15 protein-coding genes are annotated in these 14,778 nt (G+C 64.7%); 5 read left to right on the forward strand and 10 right to left on the reverse strand.

Annotated features, from left to right (window positions below):
* Positions 1-85 precede the first annotated feature (85 nt).
* Positions 86-1,096 (reverse strand): BMP family protein, encoded by a 1,011-nt coding sequence (locus BA190_RS13920; RefSeq protein ID WP_068287994.1) that lies wholly within the window; start codon positions 1,094-1,096, stop codon positions 86-88.
* A 179-nt stretch (positions 1,097-1,275) separates the two neighbouring features.
* Between BA190_RS13920 and BA190_RS13925 the strand changes: the two genes are divergently transcribed.
* Positions 1,276-1,662: a methylglyoxal synthase gene (locus BA190_RS13925; protein ID WP_068288004.1), complete on the forward strand. Its 387-nt coding sequence runs from the start codon at positions 1,276-1,278 to the stop codon at positions 1,660-1,662.
* Between the two features lie 99 nt (positions 1,663-1,761).
* On the opposite strand, the gene BA190_RS13930 is transcribed toward BA190_RS13925, so the two are convergent.
* Together BA190_RS13930 and BA190_RS13935 are read right to left on the reverse strand one after the other, a co-directional pair.
* Positions 1,762-2,229 carry an SRPBCC domain-containing protein gene (locus tag BA190_RS13930; protein ID WP_068288009.1) on the reverse strand — a complete coding sequence of 156 codons (468 nt, stop codon included), beginning with the start codon at positions 2,227-2,229 and terminating at the stop codon, positions 1,762-1,764.
* Positions 2,226-2,564 (reverse strand): helix-turn-helix transcriptional regulator, encoded by a 339-nt coding sequence (locus BA190_RS13935; RefSeq protein WP_068288010.1) that lies wholly within the window; start codon positions 2,562-2,564, stop codon positions 2,226-2,228. Before BA190_RS13935 ends, BA190_RS13930 begins: the two co-directional genes overlap by 4 nt.
* Positions 2,565-2,962: 398 nt before the next feature.
* Here BA190_RS13935 and dnaK point away from each other — a divergent pair, with 398 nt between their 5' ends.
* The 3 genes from dnaK to BA190_RS13950 all read left to right on the forward strand — a co-directional run bounded on the left by dnaK (position 2,963) and on the right by BA190_RS13950 (position 7,181).
* Positions 2,963-4,864 carry a molecular chaperone DnaK gene (gene dnaK, locus BA190_RS13940; protein WP_068288013.1) on the forward strand — a complete coding sequence of 634 codons (1,902 nt, stop codon included), beginning with the start codon at positions 2,963-2,965 and terminating at the stop codon, positions 4,862-4,864.
* A gap of 211 nt (positions 4,865-5,075) precedes the next feature.
* Positions 5,076-6,212 (forward strand): molecular chaperone DnaJ, encoded by a 1,137-nt coding sequence (gene dnaJ / locus BA190_RS13945; protein WP_068288016.1) that lies wholly within the window; start codon positions 5,076-5,078, stop codon positions 6,210-6,212.
* A 99-nt stretch (positions 6,213-6,311) separates the two neighbouring features.
* The gene (locus tag BA190_RS13950; RefSeq protein WP_068288019.1) at positions 6,312-7,181 is read left to right on the forward strand and encodes an SDR family oxidoreductase; all 870 of its coding nucleotides are present in this window, start codon (positions 6,312-6,314) and stop codon (positions 7,179-7,181) included.
* A 202-nt stretch (positions 7,182-7,383) separates the two neighbouring features.
* On the opposite strand, the gene BA190_RS13955 is transcribed toward BA190_RS13950, so the two are convergent.
* A complete protein-coding gene (locus BA190_RS13955; RefSeq protein WP_068288023.1) occupies positions 7,384-8,043 on the reverse strand; it encodes an SH3 domain-containing protein in 660 nt (219 codons plus the stop codon).
* Between the two features lie 140 nt (positions 8,044-8,183).
* Complete coding sequence (locus BA190_RS13960; RefSeq protein WP_068288026.1) at positions 8,184-8,906, reverse strand: pyrimidine 5'-nucleotidase; 723 nt, start codon at positions 8,904-8,906, stop codon at positions 8,184-8,186.
* Between the two features lie 169 nt (positions 8,907-9,075).
* On the opposite strand from BA190_RS13960, the gene BA190_RS13965 reads away from it, so the two are divergent.
* On the forward strand, positions 9,076-9,768 hold the full coding sequence (locus BA190_RS13965; RefSeq protein ID WP_068288029.1) for a bifunctional 2-polyprenyl-6-hydroxyphenol methylase/3-demethylubiquinol 3-O-methyltransferase UbiG: 693 nt from the start codon (positions 9,076-9,078) through the stop codon (positions 9,766-9,768).
* Positions 9,769-9,789: 21 nt separating this feature from the next.
* On the opposite strand, the gene BA190_RS13970 is transcribed toward BA190_RS13965, so the two are convergent.
* From BA190_RS13970 to argB, 5 genes are all read right to left on the reverse strand, one after another.
* Entirely contained in the window at positions 9,790-10,590 is an 801-nt protein-coding gene (locus BA190_RS13970) for an ABC transporter ATP-binding protein (RefSeq protein WP_068288032.1), read from the reverse strand.
* An 8-nt stretch (positions 10,591-10,598) separates the two neighbouring features.
* A complete protein-coding gene (locus BA190_RS13975) occupies positions 10,599-11,633 on the reverse strand; it encodes an iron ABC transporter permease (protein WP_068288035.1) in 1,035 nt (344 codons plus the stop codon).
* A 1-nt stretch (position 11,634) separates the two neighbouring features.
* On the reverse strand, positions 11,635-12,666 hold the full coding sequence (locus BA190_RS13980; RefSeq protein ID WP_068288038.1) for an iron ABC transporter permease: 1,032 nt from the start codon (positions 12,664-12,666) through the stop codon (positions 11,635-11,637).
* Positions 12,667-12,671: 5 nt separating this feature from the next.
* On the reverse strand, positions 12,672-13,646 hold the full coding sequence (locus tag BA190_RS13985) for an ABC transporter substrate-binding protein (protein WP_162275109.1): 975 nt from the start codon (positions 13,644-13,646) through the stop codon (positions 12,672-12,674).
* 209 nt (positions 13,647-13,855) lie between these two features.
* Complete coding sequence (argB, locus tag BA190_RS13990) at positions 13,856-14,749, reverse strand: acetylglutamate kinase (protein WP_068288044.1); 894 nt, start codon at positions 14,747-14,749, stop codon at positions 13,856-13,858.
* Positions 14,750-14,778: the final 29 nt, after the last annotated feature.

The raw sequence follows: 14,778 nt of genomic DNA on the forward strand, positions 1-14,778 counted from the left end.
TCGTGCAGTCTCGAAGACGCTTGAGTGAACGGCACTAAATCCGGGGACCCGCCTTTCAGCTTACGAAAAATGGTCTGTCGCCCGCTCAGTTCACCGGGCAGACATTGTCCTTCTCGTAATTATGCACCACCACCTTGCCGTCGGCGATGTCCTTGGTCACCGCCTCGATGGCGGCCTTGTTGGCGTCGGTGACCAGGGGCTTGTTGTTGTCGTCCATGGCCAGGGCCACGCCGCTATCCTTGATGCCGAGCACATGGGTGCCGGCCTTGAACTTGCCTTCCTCGCCGTCCTTGAAGCCCTGATAGATCGCCTCGTCCACCCGCTTGAGCACCGAGGTCAGCACCTTGCCGGGATGCAGGCCGTTCTGGTTGGAATCGACGCCGATGCCGAGCTTGTCGCCGTCGGCGGCCGCCTGCAGCACGCCCAGGCCCGTCTGGCCGGCGGCGGCATAGACGATGTCGGCGCCTTGCGAGATCTGCGCCTTGGTGAGTTCGGCGCCGCGGCCGGGGTCGTTCCAGGCCGCCGGCGTGGTGCCGGTCATGTTCTGGATGACCTTGATCTGCGGATTGGCGGCCTTGGCGCCCTGGACATAGCCGCAGCCGAAATTACGGATGAGCGGCACGTCCATGCCGCCGATGAAGCCGATCGTGCCTGTCTTGGTGGTCTTGGCGGCGAGATAGCCGGCGAGATAGGAGCCTTCGTCGGCGCGATAGACGTAGGAGGCGACGTTGGGCAGGTCGACGACGCTGTCGACGATGCCGAAATGCACCTTCGGATAAGCCTTGGCCACCTTCGCCAGCACGTCCTCATAGGCAAAGCCCATCACGATGATGGGATCGTTGCCGTCCTTGGCGAAGCGGCGCAGTGCCTGTTCGCGCTGGGAAGCATTGGTGATTTCGAAGTCGCGATAGGTCTTGCCGCTTTCCTTCTTCCAGCGCTCGGCGCCGTTATAGGCTCCCTCGTTGAAGGACTTGTCGAATTTGCCGCCGAGGTCATAGATGACCGCCGGGCCCGGCTTGTCGGCTGCCTGTGCCGCGCCAAATCCCGCAGTGCCGGCCGCCAGAATGGCGGCCAGGCCAAGAAGGGTCGATTTCATCACGCTCTCCCGCGCTCGTTCTCGCTCTTGGATGGGGGCCGCGCGGGAAAGGCTTCCCGTGCAGACCTTATGGTCAACATGGCATGCCGATTGCGCTATTGAGAAGAGGCGTTGTGCGGTTGCCCCTGATTTTCACATGGAATCAGGTGGGAAACGCCGGTTGGAAATGAGGATATGAGATGGCAAAGCTGGTCCGGCGCACTCTGGCGCTCGTCGCGCATGATCTGAAGAAGGACGAAATGGTCGAGTTCGCGCGCACGCACCGGGCCATTCTGGCGCGCTTCAATCTCGTCGCCACCGGCACCACCGGCAGCCGCATATTGGCCGCCTGCCCGGAACTGTCGCTGACACCGCTGAAGAGCGGTCCGCTCGGCGGCGACCAGCAGATCGGCGCCCTGATCGCCGAGGGGCAGGTGCATGGCCTGTTCTTCTTCGTCGATCCGCTCTCGCCCTTGCCGCACGATGTCGACGTCAAGGCCCTGACCCGGCTGGCGCTGGTCTACGACATCCCCATGGCCCTCAATGCCTCGACGGCGCACATGATCGTGGGCCAGTTGGTGGATTGAGGAGGGAGAGGCAAAGGCTTGGCGGGCGAAGAACGCGACATTCGCGCCCCCTCGCATCGAACCTTCATCTCGCCCGACCCTTAAGGTCAGCATCGATCCTCACAAAATACCCTCGAGCCGGGCATAGCTGGCTTCCATGCCATGCTCCATACCGGTCGCCAGCATCTGCTCGCGCACCTCGGCGCTGGGAAGGGTCATGCGCAGGGTCATCAGCGTGCCCGCGCCGTCCGCCGCGAAGCGGGTCTCGACATGGTTGTCCGGCGTGGGATCGGGCAGATGCATGCGCTCGACATGCACGATGCGGCTATGGGGCTCGAGCTCGACATATTCGCCCGTCAGGTAGAAGCCGCCGCTTCCCGAGGCGTCCCGCCACTCGAAGCGGATCCTGCCGCCGGGCCGGGCATCGCTGATGCAGACGGGCATGGTGTAGCCGTCCGGCCCAAGCATCCATTGCTGGATGAGCTTCGGTTCGGTGTGGGCGCGGTAGACCGCCTCGGGCGGGGCGGCGAAGCGCCTGGTCACCACGACATGGGTTTCGCCTTCGGTTCGGATCGTGAGCTTGGTCATGGGGTTTCCTCTGTTTTCTCGGGAAGTCCTGCGGCCAGCAGCGCATCCAGCCGGTCGTAATTGCGGGCCAGGGCCTCGCGTAGCAGGCCCAGCCATTGGTCGATGGCCGCGATGCCCTCCGGAGCGAGCCGGCACGGCCGTCTCGTTCCCTCGGCGCGGCGGACGATCAGCCCGGCGCCTTCGAGAACCTTGAGATGGCGCGAGATGGCGGGCTGCGTCATCGCGAAGGGTTCCGCCAGCTGCATCACCGTCGCTTCCCCGAGTGCCAGGCGGCTGAGGATGGCCCGGCGGGTCGGATCGGACAGGGCGGCAAAGGTATGATCGAGGTCGAGCATGGCGGTTGTGCTTTCTTGATAACAAATTTGTTATATAACAATATTGTTATATTCAAGGTGATTTTCGCCTGCCTTCGTCGTGAGGGCAGGCCGGCGAAATCGAGTGACCGGGGATGCTGGCTGATGTATCGCTATACCGCCTGTTGGCTTGCCTTGGCCGGAGACGGCCGGCGCTTCGTCCAAGAATTGTGACGAAGACGCAAATTCCTTAGCGGACAGGCAGCTTTCGCGCCTTGCGGCCTGTGAAAGCCCCCCTTATATACCCGCCGAACCCGTGATTAATCCAACGTCAGTCACGGGGTTTCCGATAGGGACCGGCCGGGTTCCTGAGGGCTTTCCCGGCCTAGGCGCTGCTGCTTCGGGGCGCGCCGGTCTGCTGAATAGGAAGGATGAGAACTATGGCTAAAGTTATTGGTATCGACCTCGGCACCACCAATTCGTGCGTGGCCGTCATGGAAGGCACGAGCGCCCGGGTCATCGAAAATTCCGAGGGCATGCGCACCACGCCCTCCATCGTCGCCTTCACCGACGATGGCGAGCGCCTCGTGGGCCAGCCGGCCAAGCGCCAGGCTGTGACCAATCCCGAGCGCACCTTCTTTGCGATCAAGCGCCTGATCGGCCGCACCTACGACGATCCCATGACCAAGAAGGACATGGGCCTGGTGCCCTACAAGATCGTCAAGGGCGGCAATGGCGACGCCTGGGTCGAGGCGGACGGCAAGTCCTACTCCCCGTCGCAGATTTCGGCCTTCACCCTGCAAAAGATGAAGGAAACGGCCGAGGCTCATCTGGGCCAGCCGGTGACGCAGGCCGTCATCACCGTTCCCGCCTACTTCAACGATGCCCAGCGCCAGGCCACCAAGGACGCCGGCAAGATCGCCGGCCTGGAAGTGCTGCGCATCATCAACGAGCCGACGGCGGCTGCGCTCGCCTACGGCCTCGACAAGAAGAAGGCCGGCACCATCGCGGTCTATGACCTCGGCGGCGGCACTTTCGACGTCTCGATCCTGGAGATCGGCGACGGCGTGTTCGAGGTGAAGTCCACCAACGGCGACACCTTCCTCGGCGGCGAGGACTTCGACATGCGCCTGGTCGAGTATCTGGCGGATGAGTTCAAGCGCGAGCAGGGCATCGACCTCAAGAAGGACAAGCTCGCTCTCCAGCGCCTGAAGGAAGCGGCCGAAAAGGCCAAGATCGAGCTGTCCTCGACGGCCCAGACCGAGATCAACCTGCCCTACATCACGGCCGACGCTTCGGGTCCGAAGCATCTGGCTCTCAAGCTCTCGCGCTCCAAGTTCGAAAGCCTGGTCGATGATCTCGTCCAGCGCACGGTCGAGCCCTGCCGCAAGGCCTTGAAGGATGCCGGCCTGGCTGCTGGCCAAATCGACGAAGTGGTGCTGGTCGGCGGCATGACCCGCATGCCCAAGATCCAGGAAGTCGTGAAGCAGTTCTTCGGCAAGGAGCCCCATAAGGGCGTCAACCCGGACGAAGTGGTCGCCATCGGTGCCGCTGTCCAGGCCGGCGTGCTGCAGGGTGACGTCAAGGACGTGCTGCTGCTCGACGTGACCCCGCTGTCGCTGGGCATCGAGACGCTGGGTGGCATCTTCACCCGTCTGATCGAGCGTAACACCACGATCCCGACGAAGAAGAGCCAGACCTTCTCGACCGCCGAGGACGGCCAGACGGCCGTGACCATCCGGGTCTTCCAGGGCGAGCGCGAAATGGCACAGGACAACAAGGCCCTTGGCCAGTTCGATCTCGTCGGCATTCCGCCGGCGCCCCGCGGCATGCCTCAGATCGAGGTGACCTTCGACATCGATGCCAACGGCATCGTCAATGTCTCGGCCAAGGACAAGGCGACAGCTAAGGAACAGCAGATCCGCATCCAGGCTTCCGGTGGTCTTTCCGATGCGGACATCGAGAAGATGGTCAAGGACGCCCAGGCCAATGCCGAGGAAGACAAGAAGCGGCGTGAGCTCGTCGAGGTCCGCAACCATGCGGATGCGGCGGTGCACCAGGCCGAGAAGTCGATCAAGGAGCTTGGCGACAAGATCTCCGAGGCTGACAAGTCGACCGTCGAGTCCGCGATCACTGCCCTGAAGTCCGCGCTGGAAGGCGAGGATGCCGAGCTGATCAAGACCCGCACCAACGACCTGCAGCAGGCTGCCATGAAGCTGGGCGAAGCCCTCTATCAGCAGCAGCAGGCCGCTGGCGAAGCGGGCGCCGAGGCCGGCGCGAAGAATGACGATGTTGTTGATGCCGACTTCGAAGAAGTCGACGACGACAAGAAGCGTGCGTAATCTCTGACGATCGTGTGCGAGCCCTCGCCAAACGGTGCAAGCCAAAGCTTGCACCGGACATGGCGGGGGCTTTCGCGCACCTTCGGGAGCAAGGCGCGTTCAAGCGGAAGCGCCCTTCGCTCGAATTGGTTGTTTCAACACGTCTTGGCGAGCGCCGGTGATCTGCCGCCCTTCGCAAGACGCTTTCGCTGGGATGCTTTGAGCGATTCCTATGGCCAAGCGTGACTATTACGAAGTGCTCGAGGTTACTCGCGAAGTAACCGAAATCGAACTCAAGGCTGCTTTCCGCAAGCAGGCCATGAAGCATCATCCCGACCGCAATGCCGGCAACAAGGATGCCGAGGCCAAGTTCAAGGAAGTGAACGAGGCCTATGAAGCCCTCAAGGACCCGCAAAAACGCGCGGCCTATGATCGCTTCGGCCACGCCGCCTTCGAACAGGGCGGCGGTGGAGGCGGCTTCGGCGGAGGCGGGGGCTTCGGTTCCTTCTCCGACATCTTCAACGACATCTTCGAGGATCTGGCCGGGCGCGGCCGTGGGCGCAGCAATTCGGGCGGGCGCGAGCGCGGCGCCGATCTGCGCTACAACATGGAGATCACGCTGGAGGAGGCCTTCAACGGCAAGACCGCCACCATCAAGATCCCGACCTCTGTCACCTGCGATGCCTGTTCCGGCTCGGGCGCCAAGGCCGGGTCGAAGCCCAAGACCTGCGGAACCTGTGCCGGCCATGGCCGCGTGCGCGCCACCCAGGGCTTCTTCTCGATCGAGCGCACCTGCCCGACCTGCCAGGGCCGCGGCGAGGTCATCGATAATCCCTGTCCATCCTGCGGCGGCGCCGGGCGCACCACGCGCGAGCGCACCCTCTCGGTCAACATCCCGGCTGGCGTCGAGGACGGAACGCGCATCCGCCTCGCCAATGAAGGCGAGGCCGGCTCGCGCGGCGGGCCGGCGGGCGACCTCTACATCTTCCTGTCGCTGGCGCCCCACGAATTCTTCCAGCGCGACGGTGCCGACTTGCATTGCCGGGTGCCGATCTCGATGGTGACGGCCGCCATCGGCGGCGAGTTCCAGGTGCCGACCGTCGATGGCGGCAAGGCCAAGGTGGCGGTGCCCGAGGGGACGCAGACCGGCCGGCAGGTACGCCTGCGCGGCAAGGGCATGCCGGTGCTGCGCTCGCGCGAGCATGGTGACATGTATGTCCAGCTTTTCGTCGAGACGCCCAAGAACCTCACGCGCCGCCAGCGCGAATTGCTGGCCGAATTCGACGCACAATCGTCGAAGGAAACCCAGCCCGAAAGCGCCGGCTTCTTCGCCAAGGTCCGTGATTTCTTCGACGGATTGGGGCAGTAAGCCTGGGAGCGCGGGCGTCCTCGCCCGCTCTTCCTGTCCGGCATCTCCAGCGTTTCCAAGAGGCGGACGGGGACGTCCGCGCTCCCAGGAATGGTCTCCATGAATCTCCTGATCTTCGGCCTCGGCTACACCGCCTCGCATTTCGCGGCCCGCTATGGCGAGCGCTTCGCCAAGATCACCGGCACTTTCCGCTCGACGGCGCCGCATGAGAAGCTACCGGACCTGCCTGGTGTGACGCGCCTCTCTTACGACGGCCTTGCCGGTTCGCCAGCGGTTGAGGCGGCGATTGCCGAGGCGACGCACATCCTCACCTCCATTGCGCCCGACGATGATGGCGATCCCGTCCTGCGGCATTTCGGCTCGGCCCTCCGGCAGGCGCCGAAGCTGCAATGGATCGGCTATCTCTCCACCGTCGGGGTCTATGGCGATGCCGGCGGCGCCTGGATCGACGAGACCGCGCCGCTGCGCCCGACCATGGCCCGCAATGCCATGCGGGTCGACGTCGAGAAGGAATGGCTCGAGCTTGGCCGCGGCAGGGACCTGCCGGTGCAGCTTTTCCGCCTGGCCGGCATTTACGGGCCGGGGCGCAACGCCGTGGTCAATCTCAAGCGCGGCTCCGCCCGGCGCGTCGTCAAGCCGGGGCAGGTGTTCAACCGCATCCATGTCGAGGACATCGCCGGTGCGGTCGCCGCCGGCATGGAGAAGTCCGGGGCGGGGCCAGCCTTTAACGTCACCGACAACGAGCCGGCCCCGCCCCAGGACGTGGTCACCTATGCCGCCGAGCTGCTCGGCATGACGCCGCCGGTCGAGATCGCCTATGTCGAGGCCCAGATGACACCGATGGCCCGGTCCTTCTATGGCGAGAACAAGCGCGTCTCGAACCGCCGGGTCCGTGAGGAGCTGGGTTATGCGCTGCGCTATCCGACCTATCGCGAGGGCATCCGCGCCTGTTTCGACGCGGATGCGTGATCGTTCTTGAGCCGATCTTCTTTCCGATTTGCAGCGCCGGAAACGCAGGTCTTTGCCATGCCCGGGCTTGATCCGGGCATCCGGAACGCCGCTATCCGTTAGACGGGAAGGGGGCTGGATTGCCGGTCAGGCCCGGCAATGACTAAGGCGGCATTCATTTCCGTCCGTTGTCGAGTGTGGATTCGACCAGCCAATGCTCCGCTCATTGCGGAATGACCGGCCGTGTGCTGCCAATCGGCCGTCCTGGCCGGCCGGGACGGAAGACCGGCTTCGGACGTGGGCCGCCATGATGGGGAGGCCTCACTCCGGGCGGACGAACGCCAGGTGGGCGGCCTCCAGGAGGACGGACCACTGGCGGGCGTGTCCCGGGCGGGCCGATGACGGGCGGTCGTGGGCGCCAGCCCGGCCCGTGATGGGGCGGCCGCGGCCGGCCATGGCCCCACCAGGTGTTGTACCAGGGACGCCGCACATAATAGCGATCCCAATAGGCATAGCTGAAGACGATGGCCGGTATCGCCAGGGCGCCGATGCCGACATTGCGGTTCGCGGCGGCGGACAGATATTTGTTCGCCGACCAGCCCCGCTCGCCGCGTACGGAAATATCGCACCAGGAGCGATCGCTGAGGCAGCCATGGATGAGGACTGATTCGCCCGGGCGCAGCGTGGTGACGGCGGGATATTGGGTGCCGGGACCAGCACGCAGGTTGACATTGGCGGTGGCATAGCCCCGCACGGCCGCCTGCGCGCCGCCCGCCACCAGGAGGACGCCGCTGCCGGCCAGGATGGCGATGAGCAAAGTCCGGACCAGGAGCGGGATACGGATGAGGAGGCCCGGGATATCGAACTGAGGTGAGGGCATCATGCAACCCCATGCAGTGGAAGCCGCCCTGCAGAAAAGCCGGGGCGGCCTGACGCGCCTGACAATGCAACGCGCAGACGTCTTCGCCAAGCGGGCAAGCCGAATATTCCGGTATTATTCGGTAGATTGACCGTGATGGCGGTTCAGAGCGAAGCCGACAGATCGGTCAGGAAGCCGGCAATGTCGTCCGTGACATAGTCGACATGCTCGGCCTGCACTCGCTCGATTTCCCAGGCGTCACGCACGATCTCGGCATCGAGCCTAGGCAGAACCAGCACGGTGCGCATGCCCCGGTCATGCGGCACGATCAGATTGCGGGAAAGATCCTCGAACATGGCGGCGCGGCTGGGGTCGACGTCATGACGGGCAAAAAAGCTTGCATAGGTGTCGGCGGCGGGCTTGGGCAGGTAGTCGGCCGAGACGATGTCGAAGACGTCGGCGAAATGCTCCTCCACGCCCAGGCGTTTGACGATGTTCAGGGCATGCCGGGTGGTACCCGAGGTGAAGATCAGCTTGCGGCCGGGCAGCAGGCTGAGCGCGGTGCCGAGCAGCGGGTTGGGCTCCAGCGGGGAATGGTCGATATCATGTGCGAATTCGAGGAAATACGCGGGATCCACGCCTTCGTCGATCATCAGGCCGCGCAGCGAAGTCCCGTAACGCTGATAGTAATATTTCTGCAGCCCGCGCGCAGTGAGGCCGTCGACACCATAGTAATTCGCCATCCAGGTGGTGATGCGGTTGTCGACCTGCTCCCACAAATTGGCGTGGTGAGGGTAAAGCGTATTGTCGAGATCGAAGACCCATGTGTCGACATGGGCGAAATCCGCCGACAGCTTTTCCCTGATTGTGGCTACGCTCTGATCCATGCTCGTCTCTATCATCCTTATGCCAGCATCGAGTGGCAAAGTTAAGGATGGATTGCGCGCGAAGAGGGGGCATTTCGCGCTTGTCCTGTCATCGGTTGCCTGCGGGATGCTATCAAATCCGGCGCGCCCCTGATTCCGAAGGGAGCCGCAATGGAATGGAAGGGCAGCAATGACAGCGCGCGGTGAAGTCAAGCCTATCGACAGCTGGTATGTCGACCTGGAGGCCGAGAACGCCATGGGCGAGGGCCACGCCCCGATCTGGCGCCATCTCATCGGACAGGTGATGGAGCGCGACCTCAGCGACTGTACTGTCCTGGACTTCGGCTGCAACCAGGGCGGCTTCCTGCGCCACCTCCATGCCATGTTGCCCTTCAAGCGGGCGCTCGGCGTCGATATCGCCGCAAAGTCGATCGAGAGAGCCAATGAGCTTCGGGCCGGCCTGCCGATCCGCTACGAGGTTCGCTCGACGATGCGGGGCGAGGACGCCCGGTTCGACATCGCCTTCAGCCACGAGGTCATCTATCTCATTCCGGATATCGCCGCGCATGCCGCCGATATCTTTTCGGCCCTCAAGCCGGGCGGCGTCTATTATGCGGTGACGGGCTGCCATACCGACAATCCGCTCTGGCCGCGCTGGCGCAAGCTCGTGGCGGAGCGGACGAACACCGTCGTCCAGGACCGTTCGATCACCGACTATGCTCGCGTCTTCAGCGAGGCCGGCTTCGAGGTTGCCGGGCGCCGGCTGCGTTTCGAGGGCTTCCTTCCCTATTCGGGCGAAAGCGGCTGGATGCCCGACTTTGCCGACGAACTCGACTATTACGGGCAGACCAAGATCCTGTTTCGCCTGGTCAAGCCGCGCTGAACCGTGTTGGCGTGAAGCGTGCTATCCACTCACGCTCGGTGGCCGTGTGCCGATCTCGACGTCGAAATGCGGGGCGCTGCCGGGGCCGAGGCTGACGAAGCGCCCGCGCACGTTGAACACGCGCTCGATCAGGCCGCTCGCCGCCAGGGCCTCCGCGGTGCCGTCGAACACCAGCCGGCCCTTTTCGAGCAGGGATATCCGGTCACAGACGGCCATGGCCTGGTTGAGGTCGTGCAGCGCCATCACCACGGTGACGGCCCGTTCGCGGGCGAGGCGCGTGAGCAACTCCAGCACTTCCACCTGATGGCCGATGTCGAGGAAGGAGGTCGGCTCGTCGAGCATGATGATGTCGGCCTGCTGGGCCAGGGCCGCCGAGATCCAGGCCCTCTGCCGCTCGCCGCCGGAAAGCTGGCGCAGGCTGCGCTGGGCCAGGGCCGTCAGGCCGGTGCTTTCGAGCGCCCAGTCGATGGCGTCGAAATCGGCCGTGCCATAGCTGCGCAGCAGGCCGACATGGGCAAAGCGCCCTTGCCGGACCAGCTGTTCCACCGTCATCTCGTCGGGAGCCTGCGGCTGCTGGGGCATGAAGGACAGGCGCCGGGCGAGCTCCCGGCGTGACATCGTCGACACGGTCCGGCCATCGAGGGTGACCCGCCCCTGGTTGGGCTGGATCAGCCCGGCGGCCGCCTGCAGCGCGGTGCTTTTTCCCGAGCCGTTGGAACCGATCAACGCGCGGATCTCACCGCGCTCCAGCTTGAAGTCGAATCCCTGCAGTGCCTTGTGGCTGCCATAGGAGACGGAAAGGGCGGAGCAGGAGAGGATCATGGCGGCACTCATGGCAGGCGACGCAGCAGGGTGACGAGGATCGGCGCGCCGCCGATGGCCGTGACGACACCGATGGGGATCTCGTCGGCTTGCCCGATCAGGCGGCCGATGAGATCGGCGGCCGTGACCAGCATGGCGCCGAGAAGGATGGTGAGCGGTATTACGGCGCCGCCATGCCGGCCCGCCAGCATGCGGGCGAGATGGGGCACCACCAGGCCGACGAAGACCAGCGGCCCGACTGCGCCCACCGCGCTGGCGGCAAGGCCGCAGGCCAGCATCAGCACCAGGGTGAAGTGGCGCCTGTAGTCGAGGCCGAAGGAACGCGCCACCGGCGCCTCGAACCGCAGCATGTCGATCGAGCGGTGCAGGAAGGGCAGGGCGGCCAAGCCGGCGATCGTGAAGGGCAGCAGGAACAGCACATGCTCCCAGCTGCGGGCATAGAGGCTGCCGGAAAGCCATTCCAGCAGGATCTCGATACGCGCGGAACCCCAGCCGGTGATAAGGCCGATGGCCAGGGCATGGAGGACCGCCCCCACGGCGATGCCGCAGAGCGTGATGCGCAGGGGGCCGAGATCGTGCCGGAGTGCCAGCAGATAGATGATGCCGCCGGCGACGAGGCCGCCGATCAGGCCCGCGGCGGGAAGCCAGGCGACGGGGAGCTGATAGAGCATGTTGCTGCCACCAGTCGTTCCGTAGACGGTGGCGAGCAGGAAGAGGGTAACGGCGAGCGTTGCGCCCTGCGAGACGCCCATCAGCGTGGGATCGGCGAGGGGATTGCGGGTGATGTTCTGCAGGAGCAGGCCTGCCAGCGCGAAGTGAATCCCTGCCAGGATGCCGGTGATCACCCGTGGCACGCGGAAATCGCCGATGATGAGATTTGCTTGCCGACTGCCCTGTCCCGTCAGGGCGGCCAGTACGTCGGCAGGCGCGACATGGCTGGCGCCGAGGAAGATGGCGGCGACGGCCACCAGCAGCGGGGCCCCGAGCAGCAGGGTGAGCCAGCTTCGTGCGGCAGGCGATCTCCGGGGCAACGGCCTCGTCATCTCAGCGCTCCCGGCCAGCGCCGAAATTCGGCCTTTGCGTCAGATAGACGAAATAGGGGCCGCCGATCAGGGCAGTGATGATGCTGACGGGAATCTCGCGTGGGGCCGCGAGGCTGCGCGCCAGCACGTCGGCGGCCACCAGCAGCATGCCGCCCGCCGCTAGGTTGAGCATGACGGCTGTCGCCGGCCCGGACGGGCGCAACAGGCGCACGATATGGGGGACGGCGAGGCCGATGAAGGCGATCGGCCCGGCCACCGGCGTGATGCCGGCGACCGGCAGTGTCGCCAGCACGAGCAGGACGGGCTTCCATAGGGCAGGATTGAGACCCATGCCGGCCGCGGCCTGATCGCTGAGGGACAGCATGGCGACGACGCGGTGGCAGAGCAGCGCCCCGATCAGGCTGGCCCCGATCCAGGGCAGCATGAAGGCGATGTGGCTCCAGGATCGTCCCTGCAGGCCACCGGAGAGCCAGAACAGCACGGCCGGCGATTGCGGGCCGCCCAGCAGCAGCATGTAGGTGGTGATACCGCCCAGGAAGAGCGCGACGGCCACGCCGCCGAGAGCCAGGCGCAGCGGCGAGGTGCGGCCGCCGCGGGCGATCCAGAAGGTGGTTGCCGCGGCTGCGAGTCCACCGGCAAGGCCGATCGGCGCGTAATAGATCGAGGAGAGCCAGGGCAGGAAGACGAAGCAGCCGACGATCGAGGCGACGGCGCCTGCGGTGACGCCGGTCAGATCGGGGGAGGCCAGGGGATTGCGGCTGAACGACTGCAGCAGATAGCCCGACAGGCTGAGGCCCCCGCCCGCCAGGAAGGCGGCGATGCTGCGCGGCAGGCGCAGGGTCCAGACGATGGTGCTGTCGATGTTCGTGGTGGGCGCAAAGATCGCGTTGAGCGCAGCGTCGAGACGCATGGGCTTGGCGCCGACCAGCAGGCCGCCGAAGCCGGCCAGGGTGGCGATCAGCAGGAACAGGCCCACCAGGGCGAAAGCGGGCAGGTGTCCGCTGGCCGCTCCTGTGGGCTGTCTTGCCGCCATTCCTCTCATTTCGGGGCGGCGGGGATCAGCTTGGCCGCTTCCGCCTTGACGTCGGGCTTGGGGAAAACATCCGGATAGAGGTAATGCGCCGCCTCGCGCAGAACGACCTCACGCGCGATCGGGCCGTGCGCCTCCACCCACTGGTCGCCGACATAATAGACCCGGCCGTTCTTGACGGCGGACAGGCTGCTCCAGATCGGATTGTTTTCATTGGGGCGATCCGGGCCGTAGTCATAGACGAAGATGACTTCGGGGTCCTTCTCCAGCATGGTTTCGAGGCTCATCTCAACCCCGAAGTTGTCGACCTTGTAGGGGGCAGGATTGTTGCCGGCGATGTTCTCGCCGCCCAGGGCCGTGAGGATCGCCGCGGTCATGTTCTCGTTGTAGAAGGTCCAGGGCGCATCGCCCGCCCACATCACCTGGAAGCGGGGATGTACGCCCTTGGGCGCCTTGGCGGCGAAGGCGGCGAGATCCTGTTTGAACTCGGCATTGAGCTGTTCAGCCCGCTCCTTTTTTCCAAGCAGGGTGGCAAGCTGCAGGATGGTGCGGTCGCTGTCGTCGTAGAGTTCGAGATTATAGGCCAGATAGGGGGCGATCTTCTGGTATTGCGCCGCATTGCCCTCGGTGTAGCGGCGCATGGCGACGATCAGGTCGGGCTTGGCCTCGGCAAGCAGCTCCAGATTGGGCTTGGCGCGCTGGCCAATCTGGGGGAGGTCACCCGTCCGTCCGAGCAGGAAGTCGGGCTCCCGGCCCTTGACCATATAGGTGGTGGCGATCGGCTTGAGACCGAGAGCGAGCATCAGGTCCACGCCGAAATAGGAGATCGCTGCCACGCGCTTTGGCGTGGCCGGCACATCGACCTTGATGCCACGATCATCCGTGATCGCGATGGGCTTGGCTTCCTCGGCCAGGACCGCGCCGCCAAAAAGCAGAGATAGGAGGCTCGCTTTCAGTAGTATCGTGATCGCTCTGAACAAGATGTACCCAGATTTTAATTATTCTAATTAAAATTACGCCAACTCGGCGCATCATAGGGTCGATTTACAAGGCAATATCTTTGCCTTCAAGAGAATTTACTTGAAGGCCGAGGGACGAGATCGGAGGGTGGGGCAAACAAAAGCCCGCACCGGCGAATGCCGGTGCGGGCTGAAAGCGGAACGGGGAAGCTGTGGACTGTGCGCTGCGGCGCTCAGCGCCGGATCAGCGTACCCGCGCCGTGATTGGTGAGGAGCTCCAGCAGCACGGCATGCGGCACCTTGCCGTCCATGATCACCACGGCCTCGACGCCCTTTTCGAGGGCATAGATGCAGGTCTCCACCTTGGGGATCATGCCGCCGGTGATGGTGCCGTCGGCGATCAGGCGGCGAATACCTTCCACGTCGATCTCTTCGATCAGGTTCTTGTCCTTGTCGAGGATGCCCGGCACGTCGGTCATCAAAAGGAGGCGGGTGGCGCCGAGCGCCCCGGCGATGGCACCGGCGAACGTATCGGCATTGACATTGAAGGTGCCGCCATCCTCCGACGCCGCCACCGGCGCCAGCACCGGAATGATCTGCGAATGGATGATCTGGTCGAGCACGGTGGTGTCGACCTTGTCGGGCTCGCCCACGAAGCCGAGATCGACCACCTTCTCGATGGCGGAATCGGGATCGTAGACCGTGCGGGTCGCCTTCTTGGCGGTCAGCATGCGGCCGTCCTTGCCCGACAGCCCGACAGCGCGCCCGCCCGCGGCATTGATGAAGCCGACGAGCTGCTTGTTGATCGAGCCGGCCAGCACCATCTCCACCACCTCGACGCTGGCGGCGTCGGTGATGCGATGGCCGGTGGCGGCGAATTCGGACTTGATGCCGAGGCGCTGCAGCATTTCGGAGATCTGCGGGCCGCCGCCATGCACCACCACCGGATTGAGGCCGGCCTGTTCGAGCAACACGATGTCGCGGGCGAAATCGCGGGCGAGCTGCTCGCTGCCCATGGCATGGCCGCCATATTTGACGACGATGGTGGCATCGTCATGCTGCTGCATGTAGGGCAGGGCTTCGGAGAGGATTTCGGCCTTGTCGTGGACGCTCAAATTAGGGCTCATGGCTACGGGATCCGAAAGAGACTGGAAGC

Source organism: Labrys sp. WJW (assembly GCF_001676615.1).
In the GTDB taxonomy this organism is placed as follows: domain Bacteria; phylum Pseudomonadota; class Alphaproteobacteria; order Rhizobiales; family Labraceae; genus Labrys; species Labrys sedimenti.

Coding starts and splice junctions, on each gene's coding strand:
- BA190_RS13935 (WP_068288010.1), bottom strand. CDS start 2,564: ATGCTCGACCTCGATCATACCTTTGCCGCCCTGTCCGATCCGACCCGC.
- BA190_RS13955 (WP_068288023.1), bottom strand. CDS start 8,043: ATGATGCCCTCACCTCAGTTCGATATCCCGGGCCTCCTCATCCGTATC.
- BA190_RS13980 (WP_068288038.1), bottom strand. CDS start 12,666: ATGGCGGCAAGACAGCCCACAGGAGCGGCCAGCGGACACCTGCCCGCT.
- BA190_RS13925 (WP_068288004.1), top strand. CDS start 1,276: ATGGCAAAGCTGGTCCGGCGCACTCTGGCGCTCGTCGCGCATGATCTG.
- argB (WP_068288044.1), bottom strand. CDS start 14,749: ATGAGCCCTAATTTGAGCGTCCACGACAAGGCCGAAATCCTCTCCGAA.
- dnaJ (WP_068288016.1), top strand. CDS start 5,076: ATGGCCAAGCGTGACTATTACGAAGTGCTCGAGGTTACTCGCGAAGTA.
- BA190_RS13920 (WP_068287994.1), bottom strand. CDS start 1,096: ATGAAATCGACCCTTCTTGGCCTGGCCGCCATTCTGGCGGCCGGCACT.
- BA190_RS13930 (WP_068288009.1), bottom strand. CDS start 2,229: ATGACCAAGCTCACGATCCGAACCGAAGGCGAAACCCATGTCGTGGTG.
- BA190_RS13975 (WP_068288035.1), bottom strand. CDS start 11,633: ATGACGAGGCCGTTGCCCCGGAGATCGCCTGCCGCACGAAGCTGGCTC.
- BA190_RS13960 (WP_068288026.1), bottom strand. CDS start 8,906: ATGGATCAGAGCGTAGCCACAATCAGGGAAAAGCTGTCGGCGGATTTC.
- BA190_RS13965 (WP_068288029.1), top strand. CDS start 9,076: ATGACAGCGCGCGGTGAAGTCAAGCCTATCGACAGCTGGTATGTCGAC.
- BA190_RS13950 (WP_068288019.1), top strand. CDS start 6,312: ATGAATCTCCTGATCTTCGGCCTCGGCTACACCGCCTCGCATTTCGCG.
- dnaK (WP_068288013.1), top strand. CDS start 2,963: ATGGCTAAAGTTATTGGTATCGACCTCGGCACCACCAATTCGTGCGTG.
- BA190_RS13970 (WP_068288032.1), bottom strand. CDS start 10,590: ATGATCCTCTCCTGCTCCGCCCTTTCCGTCTCCTATGGCAGCCACAAG.